Origin of the sequence: Acinetobacter ursingii DSM 16037 = CIP 107286 (genome assembly GCF_000368825.1) — a bacterium.
In the GTDB taxonomy this organism is placed as follows: domain Bacteria; phylum Pseudomonadota; class Gammaproteobacteria; order Pseudomonadales; family Moraxellaceae; genus Acinetobacter; species Acinetobacter ursingii.
Window position 1 is genome coordinate 194,905 of sequence record NZ_KB849717.1, and the last position, 16,413, is coordinate 211,317.

Genomic DNA, 16,413 nt, shown 5'->3' on the forward strand with positions numbered 1-16,413 from the left:
AAAATGCTCACGTCCTGTGGGCATTTTTTATGCCTATTTGTTTTAATCTGTAAACTTAAACCGTTGATTTAATCATGACTATTAAACGTGCTTTGATTTCTGTTTCTGACAAAACAGGAATTGTGGAATTTGCTCAAAATCTTGCAGCTTTAGGGGTAGAAATTTTATCTACTGGCGGTACATATAAGTTGCTTAAAGACAACAATATCGCTGTTGTAGAAGTTTTTGAACATACTGGTTTTCCAGAAATGATGGATGGTCGTGTAAAAACCCTACATCCTAAAATTCATGGGGGTATTTTGGCTCGTCGTGGTCTGGACGAAGCTGTCATGCAAGAGCATGATATTGCGCCTATCGATTTGGTTGTAGTCAACCTGTATCCATTTGCAGCAACCGTTGCTAAACCAGACTGCTCTTTGGCAGATGCGATTGAAAATATCGATATCGGTGGCCCAACCATGGTTCGCGCAGCAGCAAAAAACCATGCTTCAGTCGGTATCGTGGTCAATGCATCTGACTACACCACTGTGATTGCAGAACTTAAAGATTCTGGTGCATTATCTTACGCTACGCGTTTTGATCTTGCGGTAAAAGCTTTTGAACACACTGCACAATATGATGGCATGATTGCTTCTTATTTAGGTGCACGTGTAGGTAAAGAAGAAGGCGAAGCAGATTTATTCCCGCGTACCTTTAATACTCAATTGGTTAAAGCTCAAGACTTACGTTATGGCGAAAACCCACACCAATCTGCTGCATTCTATGTTGATCCTGCTGCTAAAGAAGCATCCGTTTCAACTGCAAAACAGTTACAAGGCAAAGAATTGTCTTATAACAATATTGCTGATACCGATGCAGCACTTGAATGTGTAAAATCATTTGCAAAACCAGCTTGTGTCATTGTGAAACATGCTAACCCGTGTGGGGTTGCTGTGTCATTAGATGGCATCAAAGCAGCTTATGATCTTGCTTATGCAACCGATACCGAATCTGCTTTTGGCGGCATCATTGCCTTTAACCGCGAATTAGATGTTGAAACTGCACAAGCCATTGTGGATCGTCAATTTGTTGAAGTGATCATTGCACCAAGTATTGCAGATGGCGTACTTGAAGTGACTGGCGCGAAAAAGAACGTTCGTGTCATGATCTGTGGTGAGCTTCCTACCATTGATGAACGTGCTCCACAGTTAGACTATAAACGTGTTAATGGTGGTTTATTGGTTCAAGATCAAGATTTGGGTATGATCAAAGCATCTGACCTGAAAGTCGTGACTGAACGTGCACCAACAGAACAAGAAATTGATGACCTGATTTTTGCATGGAAAGTTGCAAAATATGTGAAATCAAATGCGATTGTCTATGCAAAAAATCGTCAAACCATCGGGGTTGGTGCAGGTCAAATGAGCCGTGTAAACTCAGCTCGTATTGCCGCGATTAAAGCAGAACACGCAGGACTTGTGGTTGAAGGTGCAGTAATGGCCTCTGATGCATTCTTCCCTTTCCGTGATGGGATCGATAATGCAGCCAAAGCAGGCATTAAATGTATCATCCAACCAGGTGGTTCGATGCGTGATGAAGAAGTGATTGCAGCAGCCAATGAACATGGTATTGCGATGGTCTTTACTGGTATGCGTCATTTCCGTCATTAATTTGACTGAATTTTAAAGTATAAGAAATTTTTTTGACTTTAAGCTGATCGCCCTCTTCTTATGAAGAGGGTCTTCTACATCAAGAATCGTGTAAAAGTCCAGATCAGTTTATGGATTCATGGAGTATGAACCCAATGAATATTCTTGTTTTAGGTAGTGGTGGTCGCGAACATGCACTTGCTTGGAAAATCGCGCAAGATGCTAAAGTCACCAAAGTTTTTGTTGCACCTGGTAATGCAGGAACTGCAACCGAAAACAAATGTGAAAATGTTCAAATTGATATTTTAAACAATCCAGAAATTATCAACTTTGCAAAAAATAACCATGTTGATCTGATTATTGTTGGCCCTGAAGCACCTTTGGTTAACGGAATCGTCGATGCAGCACGCTTGGCTGACTTAAAAATTTGGGGACCTACCCAATATGCAGCACAACTTGAAGGTTCTAAAGCATTTGCCAAAGACTTTCTGAAAAAGCACAACATTCCAACGGCTTTCTACGAGGTATTTACTGAAGTAGAGCCTGCTAAAGACTATATCAAAAAGCATGGCGCACCAATCGTCATCAAAGCTGATGGTCTTGCGGCGGGCAAAGGCGTGATTGTTGCGATGAGTAATGAAGAAGCTTTTGCAGCTATTGACGATATGTTGGCTGGCAATAAGTTTGGCGATGCAGGCTCGCGTGTGGTAATTGAGCAATTCCTTGCAGGCGAAGAAGCTTCTTTTATTTGCATGATTGATGGTCAAAACATTTTACCGATGGCGACTTCTCAAGATCACAAACGAATTTTTGAAGGCGATCAAGGCCCAAATACAGGTGGTATGGGCGCTTACTCTCCTGCCCCTGTGGTGACTTCTGAAGTTTTTGATCGTGTCATGACTGAAATCATGCGCCCAACCGTTGAAGGTATGGCACGTGACGGTCACATCTATACAGGTTTCCTTTATGCGGGTTTAATGATTGACGATCAGGGTCAACCTCGTGTGATTGAATTTAACTGTCGTTTTGGCGACCCTGAAACACAGCCGATTATGATGCGTTTAAAATCATCTCTGGTTGATCTGGTTGAAGCAGGTATTGCAGGTAAACTTCCCGCTCAAGCCGAATGGGATGAACGTAAATCAATCGGTGTGGTACTTGCTGCTGAAGGATATCCTGAAACTGTACGTAAAGGCGATGTGATTTCTGGTTTAGGTCAATCTCCTGAAGGGACTAAAATTTTCCATGCGGGTACGAGCATGAAAGATGATGGTCATGTCGTGACCTCAGGTGGCCGTGTATTGTGCGTGACCGCTTTGGGCGATAGCGTGCTTGAAGCTCAAGTGAATGCTTTAGAGGTTTGCGGTCAAGTGACGTTTGCGGGTATGCAATATCGTAGTGATATTGGCTATCGCGCTATTGCACGTGAAAAAGCAGACCACTAAACATACTCAACCTCTGTTTGATCCTCTTAGATCATACAGAGGTTTTGTTTTCAAAATTTTGATTAACTGATGATCAAATACTTAATATCATCAGACTAGATTTTAATCTTATATCGTAACTTAATAACCTTATCAGAAATTATTAATGATTAACCCTTTTTCTTTTTGACATATAACAAGATATCTTTATACTCACTTTTTTTGATTTAAAAGCATTTTTTGTGCTTAAATTTCAAGCATCGCAATTCCCTATTGGGCTTTCACTTTTAAATTGATTTAGCCTGACTAAATCCAGGAACTCAAGCAATGAAAAAACTGTTTAGTGTTTTTTTAAGTATTGCAGTCGTTGTTCTCGCAGCTTGTTCAAAACAACCTGAAGATAACAAAGCTGCTGCGCCTGCAAATGCTTTGCATAAAATTACGCTTGCCTCTAGCGGTTCAGATACAGATATCTGGCGTTTTATCGCACAACTTCCAGAGACCAAACAAGCGGGCATTGAACTTGATGTGAAAAACTTCACAGACTATGTTTCGATGAACACAGCGGTTGCCAACAAAGAAATCGATGTCAATGCGTTTCAATCTTATGCATATTTAGTCGCATTTAATGCGGGAAATAAATCTAAAATTGCTCCATTGGCCACAACTTATTTAGAACCAATGGGGATTTATTCAGATAAAATCAAGAAGATTGAAGACTTCACAAATGGCGAAACGATTGCCGTTCCAAATGACCCTGCCAATGAAGCTCGTGCCTTGTTATTGCTTCAAACTGCGGGCTTGATTAAGTTAAAGCCTGATTTTGATGTCGCTAAGGGCTCTCCTGCTGATATTACTGAAAATCCGAAGAATCTCGTGATTAAAGAAATTCCAATGGCGACTTCTGTACGTGTAAAAAGCGAAGTCGATGCCATTGTATTGGGTAATGTCTTGGCCATGGAAGGTGGTTTGAATGTGCTTAAAGATTCAATTTTCCATGAACCTGTAGATCAATCTACCAAAATGAATGTCAATGTTCTTGCGGTGGCAGAAGGTCGTCAAAACGATCCTGAGTTATTAAAGCTGAAAGACCTTTATCATTCTGCACCTGTAAAACAATTCATTCAGGAAAAATTTCAGGGTACAAAAGTTGATGTGAACGAACCAATCAGCTACCTTACTGGCGGAAAACAGTAATATAATATCCTCTTCATAAACAGGCACACTGTTGCCTGTTTTTCTTTTTTTAGCACTCTAGATCATATGATTGAATTTAAGAATATCTCCAAGTTCTACACACAAAATGGGCAAACCATTCCTGCACTGGATCAAATTAACCTGAGCATTCCCGCTGGCAGTATTTTCGGCATCATTGGTTATAGTGGTGCAGGTAAAAGTACTCTCGTACGATTGATCAATTTACTGGAGCGTCCAAGTGAAGGTCAGGTCATCGTCAATCAAAAAGATATGACGGCACTGAGTGCTAAAGATTTGCGTACTGAACGTACTCATATTGGTATGATCTTCCAGCATTTCAATCTATTGCAAACCAAAACTGTAGCAGAAAATATTGAAATGCCATTGCTACTTTTAGGTGTCGATAAAGCCAAACGTCAGGCACGTCTGGAAGAATTGCTGGATTTCATCGACCTAAAACATAAACGTAATGCTTTTCCTGATGAATTATCTGGTGGTCAGAAACAACGCGTTGGTATTGCACGTGCTTTAGCGAATCATCCTAAAATTTTATTATGTGATGAGGCGACCTCAGCGCTTGATCCGCAAACCACCAAATCTGTCCTCGATTTACTTAAAAAAATTAATGAAGAACAAGGGATTACTATTGTTATCGTTACCCATGAAATGGATGTGATTGAACGTATTTGCGATCAGGTTGCGGTAATGGAAGCAGGCAAAGTGATTGAGCATGGTCCAACCGTGCAAATTTTTAGCCACCCCCAACACCCAACGACCAAAACCTTTATTCAAACCGTGTTTCAGCAACAATTACCACGCAAGATTCTGGATAATTTGCAACATAAAGGAATCGATACCATCTACCGTTTACAGTTTTTAGGCAAATCAGCACATCAGCCTGTGATTCAAACGGTCATCCGTGAATTTGATATCGATTTTAATATTTTATTTTCCAATATGACTGAAATTAATGGCACGGTTATTGGCCAGATGTTTGTCCAAATATTAGGCAGTGTCGATGTTGTTGCACAAGCAGTTGACTATATGAAAAAGCATGATGTTCTGATCAGTCAAGCGGAGAATGAATAATGAAAGAATTCATTGTGCATTGGCTCACTGTAATTACACAACCATTCTGGACCAGTCCGCTCGGCATGGATCAATTTGTTGATGCCATGCAAGAAACCATACAAATGGTGCTGTTGTCTTTCCTATTTGGCGGAATTTGGGGTTTAATTCAAGGTGTAGCATTGGTTGTCACCCGTGACAAAGGGATCTTACCCAATAAAGCCATTTATCATGGTTTGAATCCGATTATTAATGCTTTGCGCTCTCTACCCTTTTTCATTTTAGCGATTGCTGTGATTCCATTGACGAAATGGATTGTCGGATCATCCATTGGTACTTGGGCTGCGATTGTTCCTTTAACGATTTTTATCGGCCCCTACATGGGACGCTTGATTGAAACTTCTCTGCTTGAAGTCAATGATGGCATTATCGAATCCGCACAAGCGATGGGCGCGACGCCATGGCAAATCGTATTTAAGTTTATTTTGCCAGAAGCACGTAGTTCACTCATTTTAAATATGACCACTGCAACGATCAGTCTGATTGGTGCAACCGCAATGGCGGGTGCTGTCGGTGCAGGTGGTATTGGTGATTTGGCTTATTCTTATGGTTATCAACGTTTTGATAGTAGCGTGATGCTCTTGACCGTGATTGTCTTGTTAATCTTGGTACAATTGGTACAGTCACTAGGGAATTGGCTTTCCAAACTTCGCTAGTTGGACCCAAAGCCGCTATAGAGGGAGCTTTCTCAGCTTCCTCTTTTATAGCCCAATGATTTTAATGATCTGAGAAATAGGTAACATTCGCTGCAATAAAGGTATTGACGTGTAACGGGACAAGCTCTTCAAGTGGCTGATAACCACCAGCAAGTACAAATAAAATTGGAATGCCTTTTTGTTTTGCCATTTTAAATACAGCTTGATCACGTTGATACAACAATTCAGTCGTGAACCATTTTGAGCCATATTTGTCTTTTTGATGGCAATCCATTCCAGCCTGATACACAATTAAATCGGCCTGAAAGCGTTCAATCATTTCAAAACTTTCATGTAAAGCCTCTAAATATTGTTCAAAATTCCCCTGTTTAGGATGAATATATCGAGTAAAGTTACGACTGTTGGCACGGCACCCAAAACGAATCCCAAAAATTCCAAAGTTAATGAGATTTGGTAATTTTGTTGTAAATTGTGCTGTTCCATCTCCACCATGTTGATCACAGTCCAATATAAAGATCGTCTTCTTTGGATAATATTTAGCGATAAGTGCCAGCCCATTAAAAGTACAATATGCGGCGCCAGCTTCATAACTGGCGTGATGAAAACCCTGTGCAATATTGGCAGCAATTCCCTCTTTCATAGCAAGTTCAGCACCCAATAATTGACCTGCGTTAATTGATAATACTGCATCACGAAGCTGTGGATTCCAGTCACGAAATCCTTGTATCGAAGCTTCTGGTTGTTTACCCGCGATAAATGCTTCGACATAATCAGGACGATGCAACTGTTTAAGTAATTCCACCTCAATGAGGCCTGGATCAATGCATTGCGCTAATTGTTTTTGTTCGACTACTTTCGCAATCGCAGTTAATTTTTCCATACTGTTGGTATGAGTATTTGCATAATAACGTGGTGAATAACAGGCTTTGAGCATAGTATCCCTTTTTATGATTAGATTTGCTCAAGAGCAACTTCCATTAATTGGCTCAGTTCAGTACTTTCAGGACGGAACAAACCACTTTGAATCTGCTGTTTAAAATGATGACTAAAAGCTCTTGCCCGATGAGCTGGAGAAATTGCAAGCGTCGTTAATCTTAAAAACCAGAAACCCTCGACTTCATCGATTGGAATAATATTGCCTTTATAATTTTTATTTTTTCGTTTGCTAATACTTGCATGATCATAGCTGACAGAAAAAAGACAACCCGCGGGTAAACGCACACCATTCATGATTAACGGCTGCAAACTAATACAGGAGTGATTATCCCCCATATTTAGTTTTTCAATCATGACGGGTTGTTGATGTGCATCGACAAAAATATTAATTTCACCCTGTCGCAATAAGCGTCGATGCGCCACTTTTAAAAAATATTTCTCTGCTAAAGGACATGAGCCCACTTTGGGTTTTTCTCGGAGGGTTTTCAATTCAATTAAAGGATTCATTTCAGCCCGTTTAGGAAGAATAATATCTTCAATCAACTTGCAAATCAGAATACTTTCTTCAAGTTGCATCTCTAGATAAAGACGTCTAAGTTTTGCCTGAAAACTTGCTTCCTGCGATACCGCCTGATGAAAATGTACTGAAACATCATTGGCTTTGAGATCATTTTGCAAATCATGATCTTGATCCAGATCGCGCCATGAATCCAGATCAATGTGATAGCAGGAACTTTGATTTAAAATATATTTCAAAAGTTTCGGATCATAATCTGCAAACAAACGTAAATCCTGAAAGTTTTGATGATCTCTGGGCTGATTCACTATTTCTGCAATCACACGGGTTGCTTGCGTATAACCACAGCCGCGTCGTTCGGTCTGATGGCTATAATGTTCATTTAACATTTCTGTCAGTTTTTCTGAAAGTGGATGCAAATATTTTTTAAATACTTCGACGATTTCATGATTTTGTCTTCCTGACATATCTCCTCTCCATACATGAAACTACTGATTAATCGTTTATTTAAATGTCGTTATTTTGATTGAACAAAAGTGTTGCTCAATTAGATATTTGTTCTTTTAAAAGCATCATAAAATGGTTGATCAATAAAATCCACAGTAAAATCATAAGATTAGCTTATTATATTTAACTGCATTATATTATTAGGAAAGAATGATAAATTCATCACTTTCTAAAAGTTAAACATTTATTCTATGCCAAGCTTACTCAAAATATCTGTTATGATGATATTGAACAAGTATAGACTTGCCTTTCAATTTAAACGGTTTAATTGATTTTTAGGATAAAAAAATGCGTTATCAGGTTCACTTTATTGATGTCCAGAATGATTTAAAAAATTACATATGGATGCTTGAAGATACAGAAACGCAAGAAGTCGTCGCTATTGATCCGACTGAATCAAAATTGGTAGAGAATTTTTGTGAACAACATCATTTGAAGTTAACTCAAATCTGGCTCACTCACTGGCACAAAGATCATATCGGTGGCGTGCCCGCTCTAATTGCCCAATATTCAATCCCTGTTTTTGGCCCTCGTGAAGAGTTGAGTAAAATTCCATTTATCACTCATGCTTTACAACATGCAGATCAATTTAGATTTAATCAATTAAATGTTGATATTATTGCAACTCCGGGTCATACGCTTGGTCATATTGTCTATTTTATCGATCAAATTGATAGTCTATTTTGCGGTGATACACTTTTTTCACTTGGCTGTGGTCGAGTTTTTGAAGGTACATTTGAACAAATGTATCACTCCTTAAATCGCTTGGCTGCACTACCACCACGAACCCAAGTCTACTGCACCCATGAATATACTCTTGCCAATGCACAATTTGCATTAACAATTGAACCTCATAATCTTGCGCTGCAAGAACGTGTTCAACAGGTTCAACAACTCAGAGAAAATGGCCAAATCACCTTACCCAGCAGTATTCAACTAGAATTAGAAACCAATCCTTTCTTACGCACTGACTGTGTTGAAGAGTTCGCTAGAATACGAACGTTAAAAGATCAATTCTAAAGATGAAGGATCAATCGGTCATTGGTTGATGCAACCCTCCCTTTTGCCTTATGACCGATCTTTTTTAAAATATGAAATATATTTTTACATCTATTTTTTTTGAATGCTCTACTCATTTAGCTAATTCCTCATCTTTAGCATAAAAAATTAAATGATTAAAAATCAATACATTAATAAAAATAGTCTTAATTTTTTAAGCGCTGTGCTTTGCAAAAAACATAAAAATTGATCTTTTATTTATACAATTTGATGGCAATTTCATGAATTGAAAAATTCTTAAACAGTTTTCCCCTTTAAAAAAATCACAGTTACCCTTATTAATAAAAATAACGATTGTGGTGGTGATGGAGAACATTCAAATGAGAAAAGTGGTCAAAGCTAAAAATTTAATTGCGTTTCGTATCTGGCTAGAAAAACTGGGATATTCCGTAAAAAACTTAGCGGATAACAAAGGTTTTACGTTTAGTTTCAAAAAAGAATATGGTCTTGTTACCTGCGATTTATCTGGTAATAATTTAGCCATTCAACTTGGTGAAGAATTTGAGGATCATTTAAAAGCATAAACTTGATAAGCTATTTTCTCTATGTACTTAATCCATATAGGATTGTATAAGAATAGAAATTTAAAAAATTATGGATGAGTTCAAATAGCATCATATCTGATGCTATTTTTTAATGTAAATTTTATAGTTGGAAATTTCTTAAGCTTAAATTTTGCTATACATTTCTTACATTGAGAATTATTCTCATTGCATTAAGTTGTTTTTTACTGTATAAAAAAGACTCACAATTATAAAAAGGTGGGGTTGTGAAAACAGTAGAAGTCGTTTTAGTTTCCTCGACCATTTTCACACTCATGATTATGGTCTACTTATTTGGACAATTAGCGTATAGATAAAATAAGTGATTGATAATAATATAATAATCACTCAAAGGCTTAAACATTATGTTTAAGCCTTTTTAATGTCTACAATTCATGAATATAGGTTTTACAAATAAAAAAAGCTTAATATTCTATAATATTAAGCTTTTATCGAAGCTAAGTTCTTAATTCAAGAGCAAATCAACTCTTGATAATATATGGTGGGGGCGAAGAGACTCGAACTCTTACACCTTGCGGCGCTGGAACCTAAATCCAGTGCGTCTACCAATTTCGCCACGCCCCCAAAACTTGGGATTTTACAACTAAATTCTGGCAGAGGATCAAGGACTCGAACCTTGACGAACGGTTTTGGAGACCGTCATGCTACCATTACACCAATCCTCTAGATCTTATAATGTGAAGGTTTTCACTTCTCACTATAATTAAGCAAAGCTTTATCTTGCTTAAAATGGTGGGGGCGAAGAGACTCGAACTCTTACACCTTGCGGCGCTGGAACCTAAATCCAGTGCGTCTACCAATTTCGCCACGCCCCCGATGGCTGTGTATATTATAGAGAAGGTTGGATTGTGACAAGTATTTTTTATAAAAAAACCAATTGGTTGATTAAATAAAAAACAAATCAAAAACTTATGTTTATTATATCGGCATTTTTGTTAAGTTAAGTACTTTTAAAGCTTGATTTACATCATTAAATCGTAAGTTTTGCTGCTTGTTTAATAAGCCATTGAGTAAGGGAAAAAAACATTGTTTATTTTCAGGTAGCTCTATGTTGAGTTGTTGGCAATGTAAAACTGCCCAATCTTGATAACTACGTGCAGTGAATCGTTGTGTTGTGAGCCATTCATATAAAATAACACCTATAGCGTATAAATCACTTTGAATAGTTTTGGGACTACCATGAAATAACTCTGGCGCCATATAATGAGGTGTTGCTGTCATGGTTAACGCATTTTTAGCATTTATTTGCTGAGACTGCTCAAAATCGATGAGATAGACATGTTCTTGATATTTTGCAAAATGTTCAGTTTTTAAATCACCATGTATCCAGCCAGAAGCATGCATGTTCGCTAAACTCCGTAGTGCCTTTTCAATATATTGCTTAGTTTGCGACAAAGTCATTAAAGAGATCTGATGATCCGTAAAATAAGGATCGGCATGCGGTAATACCATTCCGCACTTATATAATTCTTCTTGAAAAAAATCATCGATTTCGAGAAATTGTACAGGCAGTACAAAATCATAAGAACCTTGCTTTTGATAAAAGCTGAGCTCATGTTCAAAGCCTGCTTTGCTAGTTGCATGAGAATTTTGCAACTGTAGCTTAAGCCAATAGGTTTTTCCTTCAGATTTAAAAGTATAAAGACGACGCCCAAGCGCCATACTTTTAGCTTTGGTCTTTAAACACAATTGATCAAACTGTCGCAGCATTTATTTTTTAACACTTTCTTTAGTCAAATGTTGCGTTTCTTGAAAATACAACATTTCTAAACAATGCTGAATGGTCTTTCCAATACGGGCATGAATTTCTATTGAGGAAATTTTAGGCCATGTGGCTCTCTCACCTTCTTGCTGCAACAGTTTAAATAATTCGGGGCGAGGATTTTGCAGCATATAACTATAATTACGCAGGTTAAAGCGACCAATAATATTGACATCGCCATAATAGCGCTGCCCAACGATACCATAACCATGATCCAATAAACGGCGTACTGGTTGTACACGACCTAAGCGTTCACGAGTAAAGTCCATGAAGCCCATTGCCACCACTTTCGCCTGACGACGTAAAATTCTTTGCGGCCAACTAAGTAAATCTTTACGATAACGCGATTGATCACTTTGCATAAATGGCACGACATGGGGGTTGACCTGACTGGCAATGGTATAGTTCAGATTATATAAACGCGCCATTTTTTCTTGAGGAAAATCACTACGAACACTTCCATCCACCCATTTTGCATTGGCCATATAAGGAGTATGAACACCATCGTAGCGTTTACTGGTTAAACGGATTGGAGGGAATAAAACAGGAACAGCACAAGATGCCAAAACAGCACTCCAAACCAGTAAATTAGGCGCGGTATATCCATTCATAATCCGTGGATTCTGTGAAGCATCATAAGGTGCCACTGCCACATTGGTATGTAAGCCTGATTTCTTATAGGCTTCTGCAAAAGTTAAATCACCCAGATTTTCAATTAAAAAGTTTTTTAAATACTTAACATCTGCCAAGCCCCCATTCCCTTTTGCAATGTCACTTAACTTTCTAAAATGAAAGGCGTCAGTGAAGAACTTCTGCCCTTTTAGAATTTCAGGAATATCGCCAATCGAAGAAGTACCAAGCATCCCCGCCATAATTGCGCCTGCACTTGATCCTGATAACACTTTTGGCAATAGGTCTTGTTCAACTAACGCTTTACAAACTCCAGAATGAAACAAACCCAGTGTTGCACCGCCAGAAAACATTAAAGCAGGCTGACCATAGGCTTTTTGACAGTTTTCAAAAAAATTAATCTTTTGTTTAAGGGTAAGTGTCTGACAGGTACTAATCGCAATGAATCTCAGACAATGACTGACCTCTTCCACATAGTCGACAATTAATTGTTTAGTCCCCAGATAAGTTGCTGTAAATAGCATCGGATGCCCAATATTTGCAATGTCGTGGGTCAAGCCTTCTTGCAATAAATAAAGTGCATCCAGCACTCTCTGCTGAGTACGATATTTGCGTAATAAATTAAGCCGATAGGAAATAACTTCAGCATTGAAATAGGGCGAGCTGTTATCATATTTCCATTCTTGCGCCCCTGTTTCTTCATCCAATTTTAAGGCGACAGTTTTCCACTCATCATAAGATTCGGCATTTTTTAATTGATATTTCAATTTTTTTACACGATGTCGCTGATGTAAATTCATATCCTGTTGAAGTGTTTCAAACATATCAAGTCAAATCCTAATTCTGGATTATTTTATGCACTATGCAAGCTGAACAGCTTAGGGTCAATTGCTAAAATGTTCGACTCTAGGTTATAGAGGTTTACTTTGAAACATCACACAAGAGTCTGTATCATCTTGTGGCAATGACTACAAAGGAATCATAATGGCAAACTTTGAACTTCCAGATCATCTGATTGAAACCCTTTCTTTGGTGTTAAAACAACTTCATCAAACTTTGCCAGAGGTTCATCAAGAGCCTGATTTTGATGCCCCAGCCTTTAAATGGCATCATCATCAGCTCAAACCTATTTATCAACCCAAGCAAATGTATCTGGAAGATTTGCTCGGAATTGATACACAAAAACAAAAGATTATCCAAAATACATTGCAATTTCTTGAAGGTTTACCTGCCAATGATATTTTGTTGACAGGCTCGAGAGGTACAGGGAAATCCTCGATTGTCAGAGCGCTATTAACACAATATGCAGATCGTGGACTTCGTTTGATTGAAATTGAACGTGATGATCTCTCTGATTTACCGCTCATTCAAAAAATCATTCAAGATCGCCCTGAAAAATTTATCGTTTACTGTGACGACTTGGCGTTTAATGCAGAAGATGAAAACTATCGTAGCCTAAAAAGTGTTCTGGATGGTTCACTCCAATCAGGTTCAACTAATTTTATTATCTATGCGACCAGTAATCGTCGCCATCTTCTGCCAGAATTTATGCATGAGAATACACCAGTTACCAAAGTAGATGTTCCGCAGTACACCGAATTGCATCCACAAGAAGCCATTGAAGAGAAAATTTCATTATCAGATCGCTTTGGTTTATGGCTTTCATTTTATCCAATGAATCAGGTCTTATATCTTGAAATTGTTGAACATTACATCAAAAAATCAGGGCTAGAGTATAACGATGAAGTTCGTGCCGAAAGCTTAAGATGGTGTCAATTACGTGGACAACGTTCAGGACGTGCTGCTTATCAATTTTCTAAACACTGGATTGGTGCTGAGCAATTACAGCAAAAATTGTCAGACAATTCATAGTAAATTGTGTCCTTAACTGACTTAAAAGTGACTCAATAAGGTCTGTAGCCTGTCGTTTAAAGATTTATACACTGAACAGTATAATTTATAACTAGACAGGCTATTTTTATGAATCTTTTCTCTCTTCCCAAATTATCTCCCCGTGCCGAACTATTGGCAAAAACTCTACATCACCTCACTCCATTAGTAGATCATTCCACAACTTTTTCACGTCAAATCTTCCAACAAGATGCCATGATCCAACCGTATTTTGATCATCCTTTTTATTCATGTACCCGTTATGGATTTAACTTTCCTCATCTTCCTTCGCCATTACAGTATCTAAATATCTCAGCGATTTTAGGTACAACAGGTTTACTTTGCTATGATCAGGATGAGTTACAGCATACTCCTCCGAGGAAAAATGCCACCGTTTTTATGAGTACCGCTTTTGAATCTTCAGCATTGTTGCAACATTATGCTTTAGATGGCGATGAGGTAGTACATACTTCAAATAAAATGTTATTTGGTCGTGAGCTTTTAATTGAAGGTCATTATCCAGAATTTCAGTTAAAAGCACATTTTCAAGGTATCGAACTTCAATTCAAGATTGATGTGAGTCGTCAAAGCTCATGGATGATGAAAACTCCGTTATATGATGATCTAAGTTTAGTGATGCACTATGAAGGATTTTTTCATATTCAAGGTGAACGCTATCCTGTTTCTGGTACAGGAACATTTGAATTTGCAAGAGCAGCGACGCCACATAGTTTGCTCCCTCACCCACGATCTCTAGCAGATAAAGTCCCAGTAAATTTTGTGACTTATCAAATAATCAACTTGGATGATCAGAGGCAACTGATTCTATCTAAAATTGACGTAGCTGCAAAATCGATGAGCTATAAAGCCTATATCAGGCATAAAAGCGGTCTATGCGAAGTCTATGATAACGTTGAGTTTAGTATTGCTGAGTATCAAGACAAACCGACCTTGTCACCTTTTGGGCAATATACGCTTTTACCCAAAAGCTTTGAATGGAAAATATTCAATCAAAACCAAGAACCCTATTTAATGATTAAAGCCAAAATCAGTAGTACGTTTCAGTATGGCGTTGGACTAGGCTATGCCGCGGCTTTTGAGTTTGAAGCGATTGATCATTTATATTCATGTCATCGATATGGTCAGGGTTATTTAGAATATATCGATGTAGTTGAACAAACCGAGATCTGCCCTTATCCCGATGATATTTCAGGATTAATACAACCTCAGAAAAGCATCCCGATCATATAAATAAAGGCTTTCAGGCAAATAGCTTGAAAGCCTTGTATTTTATCTCTTTAAAAATCCTGAAACGATATTCAGTACATTTTGAATATCTTGATTGGCTTCTTGCGGATTGGTTTGATCGCCCTGTGGGGTCAATGAATTAATAATCTGAGGCAATACAGATGAAATAGCTCCATAAATATCCTGCTTAGGAACTTGTGTTTGTTCAGCAACCTGCTCGACCTGCTGATCATCAAATAATTCCTGAACATTTTGAGGAGCTACATGATTATTACTTTGTTCAGGGTCAACCCAACTTTGCACTTGAGAACCCAAACCTATATTTCTAAGTTTATCCAAAGCGCCCTGTAAACCACCCTGTTGCTGAATCCATGCCAAAATCAAAGGCACGACTGCAATCAATAATGCCTGTGTCGACCCACCTGAGCTATTACTTGAACTTTGATTGATTGAACCTTGGTTGCTTGAAGCCGGATTATTCGCTCCAACACCAAATTGATTTAATACCGAACCCAAAATGCCACCGAGTCCAGCGTCCGTATTTTGAGTTTGAGTATTGCCCTGATTTTGAGTCTGTTGGTTTGCACCTAACTGACCCAAAACCGAACCTAAAATACCACCTAGACCGCCTTGAGAAGATTGTTGACCGCCCATTGCCTGTTTGGCTAGGATTTCAACAATATTAGTTAAATCCGTCATCTTATGTTTATCCTGAAAAACATTCCATCTTCAGGATAGACCAGTTTTCAGATAGTTTCCAAAAGACAAATTGTTTATTTTTGCAAGATCAATGACCCTTCTAAATTACCAGCGAAACTTATCCCAGTTATCAGGATTTGCCCAAAATTTTGAGTTAAACCAGTCAGGTACGTGCTTATAGGTTAAAATATTAAACTGCCAAAGCGCAAAATCTGCTTCGTGTGAAGTCTTATCAATCAATTGCGTGAAGCCTAAAGCACGAAGTAATTTTTCATCCTGACGTTGACTCACCACCACGATTCTTTTTGCCATCAAATCACGTAATTTGACTAGCATTTGAGACTTTTGGATTTCTGAAATATCACGCATCAATGCTGTATCAAAAACCACAAAACCCAGATCATAACGCTGACTAAAAGGCAGATTTAAAAACTCATTTACGTTAAAATAGTGCCACTGGATTGCGCTATTCTGGTCAATATTTTGACCTATACAGAGTGCAGTATGTATGGGCTGTTCACTTGATAAATCGTCTAGCATAGAAGTGATGACATTTAATTCAGCCATAA

General features: G+C 38.2%; 15 protein-coding genes and 3 tRNA genes. 9 read left to right on the plus strand and 9 right to left on the minus strand.

The genetic code is table 11. The features are described 5' to 3' along the window. The first annotated feature begins 74 nt into the window (after nucleotides 1-74). From purH to F944_RS08480, 5 genes are all read left to right on the plus strand, one after another. Complete coding sequence (gene purH / locus F944_RS08460) at nucleotides 75-1,649, plus strand: bifunctional phosphoribosylaminoimidazolecarboxamide formyltransferase/IMP cyclohydrolase (RefSeq protein ID WP_004989337.1); 1,575 nt, start codon at nucleotides 75-77, stop codon at nucleotides 1,647-1,649. Nucleotides 1,650-1,783: 134 nt separating this feature from the next. Next, the gene (purD, locus tag F944_RS08465) at nucleotides 1,784-3,073 is read left to right on the plus strand and encodes a phosphoribosylamine--glycine ligase (RefSeq protein ID WP_004989338.1); all 1,290 of its coding nucleotides are present in this window, start codon (nucleotides 1,784-1,786) and stop codon (nucleotides 3,071-3,073) included. Between the two features lie 306 nt (nucleotides 3,074-3,379). After that, nucleotides 3,380-4,249, plus strand: a complete 870-nt coding sequence (locus F944_RS08470) for a MetQ/NlpA family ABC transporter substrate-binding protein (RefSeq protein ID WP_004989345.1) — start codon at nucleotides 3,380-3,382, stop codon at nucleotides 4,247-4,249. Nucleotides 4,250-4,315: 66 nt separating this feature from the next. Further along, a complete protein-coding gene (locus F944_RS08475; RefSeq protein ID WP_004989347.1) occupies nucleotides 4,316-5,338 on the plus strand; it encodes a methionine ABC transporter ATP-binding protein in 1,023 nt (340 codons plus the stop codon). Continuing rightward, nucleotides 5,338-6,033, plus strand: a complete 696-nt coding sequence (locus F944_RS08480) for a methionine ABC transporter permease (protein ID WP_004989349.1) — start codon at nucleotides 5,338-5,340, stop codon at nucleotides 6,031-6,033. Before F944_RS08475 ends, F944_RS08480 begins: the two co-directional genes overlap by 1 nt. Nucleotides 6,034-6,094: 61 nt before the next feature. Here the strand turns inward: F944_RS08480 and F944_RS08485 are convergent, their stop codons facing one another. Then, nucleotides 6,095-6,967: an arginase family protein gene (locus F944_RS08485; protein ID WP_004989351.1), complete on the minus strand. Its 873-nt coding sequence runs from the start codon at nucleotides 6,965-6,967 to the stop codon at nucleotides 6,095-6,097. 17 nt (nucleotides 6,968-6,984) lie between these two features. Further along, nucleotides 6,985-7,953: a hypothetical protein gene (locus F944_RS08490; RefSeq protein ID WP_004989352.1), complete on the minus strand. Its 969-nt coding sequence runs from the start codon at nucleotides 7,951-7,953 to the stop codon at nucleotides 6,985-6,987. Nucleotides 7,954-8,281: 328 nt separating this feature from the next. Between F944_RS08490 and gloB the strand changes: the two genes are divergently transcribed. Both gloB and F944_RS08500 read left to right on the plus strand, forming a co-directional pair. After that, complete coding sequence (gene gloB, locus F944_RS08495; protein ID WP_004989354.1) at nucleotides 8,282-9,013, plus strand: hydroxyacylglutathione hydrolase; 732 nt, start codon at nucleotides 8,282-8,284, stop codon at nucleotides 9,011-9,013. A gap of 359 nt (nucleotides 9,014-9,372) precedes the next feature. Then, complete coding sequence (locus F944_RS08500) at nucleotides 9,373-9,576, plus strand: hypothetical protein (protein WP_004989356.1); 204 nt, start codon at nucleotides 9,373-9,375, stop codon at nucleotides 9,574-9,576. A gap of 518 nt (nucleotides 9,577-10,094) precedes the next feature. Here F944_RS08500 and F944_RS08505 read toward each other — a convergent pair. The 5 genes from F944_RS08505 to F944_RS08525 form a co-directional block, all read right to left on the minus strand. Continuing rightward, nucleotides 10,095-10,179: transfer RNA gene (locus F944_RS08505), tRNA-Leu, on the minus strand. A gap of 27 nt (nucleotides 10,180-10,206) precedes the next feature. Then, nucleotides 10,207-10,280: transfer RNA gene (locus F944_RS08510), tRNA-Trp, on the minus strand. Nucleotides 10,281-10,345: 65 nt separating this feature from the next. Next, nucleotides 10,346-10,430, minus strand: a tRNA-Leu gene (locus tag F944_RS08515). A 103-nt stretch (nucleotides 10,431-10,533) separates the two neighbouring features. Further along, nucleotides 10,534-11,325 carry a protein kinase domain-containing protein gene (locus F944_RS08520; protein ID WP_004989358.1) on the minus strand — a complete coding sequence of 264 codons (792 nt, stop codon included), beginning with the start codon at nucleotides 11,323-11,325 and terminating at the stop codon, nucleotides 10,534-10,536. After that, nucleotides 11,326-12,831, minus strand: a complete 1,506-nt coding sequence (locus F944_RS08525; protein ID WP_004989359.1) for a DUF3336 domain-containing protein — start codon at nucleotides 12,829-12,831, stop codon at nucleotides 11,326-11,328. 160 nt (nucleotides 12,832-12,991) lie between these two features. Between F944_RS08525 and F944_RS08530 the strand changes: the two genes are divergently transcribed. Both F944_RS08530 and F944_RS08535 read left to right on the plus strand, forming a co-directional pair. Beyond that, entirely contained in the window at nucleotides 12,992-13,879 is an 888-nt protein-coding gene (locus F944_RS08530; RefSeq protein ID WP_004989360.1) for an ATP-binding protein, read from the plus strand. A gap of 108 nt (nucleotides 13,880-13,987) precedes the next feature. After that, a complete protein-coding gene (locus F944_RS08535) occupies nucleotides 13,988-15,148 on the plus strand; it encodes a DUF6670 family protein (protein WP_004989361.1) in 1,161 nt (386 codons plus the stop codon). Nucleotides 15,149-15,187: 39 nt separating this feature from the next. Here the strand turns inward: F944_RS08535 and F944_RS08540 are convergent, their stop codons facing one another. Both F944_RS08540 and F944_RS08545 read right to left on the minus strand, forming a co-directional pair. Further along, on the minus strand, nucleotides 15,188-15,844 hold the full coding sequence (locus tag F944_RS08540) for a YidB family protein (protein ID WP_004989362.1): 657 nt from the start codon (nucleotides 15,842-15,844) through the stop codon (nucleotides 15,188-15,190). 105 nt (nucleotides 15,845-15,949) lie between these two features. Next, entirely contained in the window at nucleotides 15,950-16,411 is a 462-nt protein-coding gene (locus F944_RS08545) for a DUF6231 family protein (protein WP_004989364.1), read from the minus strand. Between the last annotated feature and the right edge of the window lie 2 nt (nucleotides 16,412-16,413).

What these genes read in the sequence shown, in the direction of transcription:
- purD (WP_004989338.1), top strand. Translation starts at nt 1,784, where the DNA reads ATGAATATTCTTGTTTTAGGTAGTGGTGGTCGCGAACATGCACTTGCT.
- gloB (WP_004989354.1), top strand. Translation starts at nt 8,282, where the DNA reads ATGCGTTATCAGGTTCACTTTATTGATGTCCAGAATGATTTAAAAAAT.
- purH (WP_004989337.1), top strand. Translation starts at nt 75, where the DNA reads ATGACTATTAAACGTGCTTTGATTTCTGTTTCTGACAAAACAGGAATT.
- F944_RS08545 (WP_004989364.1), bottom strand. Translation starts at nt 16,411, where the DNA reads ATGGCTGAATTAAATGTCATCACTTCTATGCTAGACGATTTATCAAGT.
- F944_RS08480 (WP_004989349.1), top strand. Translation starts at nt 5,338, where the DNA reads ATGAAAGAATTCATTGTGCATTGGCTCACTGTAATTACACAACCATTC.
- F944_RS08470 (WP_004989345.1), top strand. Translation starts at nt 3,380, where the DNA reads ATGAAAAAACTGTTTAGTGTTTTTTTAAGTATTGCAGTCGTTGTTCTC.
- F944_RS08525 (WP_004989359.1), bottom strand. Translation starts at nt 12,831, where the DNA reads ATGTTTGAAACACTTCAACAGGATATGAATTTACATCAGCGACATCGT.
- F944_RS08535 (WP_004989361.1), top strand. Translation starts at nt 13,988, where the DNA reads ATGAATCTTTTCTCTCTTCCCAAATTATCTCCCCGTGCCGAACTATTG.
- F944_RS08475 (WP_004989347.1), top strand. Translation starts at nt 4,316, where the DNA reads ATGATTGAATTTAAGAATATCTCCAAGTTCTACACACAAAATGGGCAA.
- F944_RS08500 (WP_004989356.1), top strand. Translation starts at nt 9,373, where the DNA reads ATGAGAAAAGTGGTCAAAGCTAAAAATTTAATTGCGTTTCGTATCTGG.
- F944_RS08520 (WP_004989358.1), bottom strand. Translation starts at nt 11,325, where the DNA reads ATGCTGCGACAGTTTGATCAATTGTGTTTAAAGACCAAAGCTAAAAGT.
- F944_RS08490 (WP_004989352.1), bottom strand. Translation starts at nt 7,953, where the DNA reads ATGTCAGGAAGACAAAATCATGAAATCGTCGAAGTATTTAAAAAATAT.
- F944_RS08530 (WP_004989360.1), top strand. Translation starts at nt 12,992, where the DNA reads ATGGCAAACTTTGAACTTCCAGATCATCTGATTGAAACCCTTTCTTTG.
- F944_RS08485 (WP_004989351.1), bottom strand. Translation starts at nt 6,967, where the DNA reads ATGCTCAAAGCCTGTTATTCACCACGTTATTATGCAAATACTCATACC.
- F944_RS08540 (WP_004989362.1), bottom strand. Translation starts at nt 15,844, where the DNA reads ATGACGGATTTAACTAATATTGTTGAAATCCTAGCCAAACAGGCAATG.